Source organism: Paenibacillus xylanexedens, from assembly GCF_007676705.1.
Lineage (GTDB): Bacteria > Bacillota > Bacilli > Paenibacillales > Paenibacillaceae > Paenibacillus > Paenibacillus xylanexedens_C.
The window spans coordinates 1-324 of sequence record NZ_VEBF01000119.1; the positions used below are offsets into that span (position 1 = coordinate 1).

Sequence of the window (324 nt, forward strand, 5' to 3'; positions counted from 1 at the left end):
AGTAATATATTTTATTTAAGGGGGGAAAATTGAAGATGTGTAATATTTTATTGGTAAAAGGAAATGAGGGTGGTGGAGATGAAGGAGTGGATGGGTGGATTGAATGTGGTGGAAGGGGGGGGCCGTGGGGAAGGTGGTAGGGTGGGAGATGGGGGAAGAAGGATTGTGATGGATGTGGGGATGATTGGAGAGAGTGGTAGGAAGGATATCATTGCAGTGATGGAGTATGGGATTGAGGAGAAGCAGGTGGGGGCGTGGGCACGTGTGAAGCAGTTATATGCAGTGGTGGCGCAGACTTATAAGTGTACGTGGTAGGATGTGGAG

1 protein-coding gene is annotated in these 324 nt (G+C 48.5%); it reads left to right on the forward strand.

Annotated elements, in window-relative coordinates:
• Positions 1 to 78: 78 nt before the first annotated feature.
• Positions 79 to 315: a hypothetical protein gene (locus FS628_RS30305; protein ID WP_145326663.1), complete on the forward strand. Its 237-nt coding sequence runs from the start codon at positions 79 to 81 to the stop codon at positions 313 to 315.
• Positions 316 to 324: the final 9 nt, after the last annotated feature.

What these genes read in the sequence shown, in the direction of transcription:
- FS628_RS30305 (WP_145326663.1), top strand. Translation starts at nt 79, where the DNA reads ATGAAGGAGTGGATGGGTGGATTGAATGTGGTGGAAGGGGGGGGCCGT.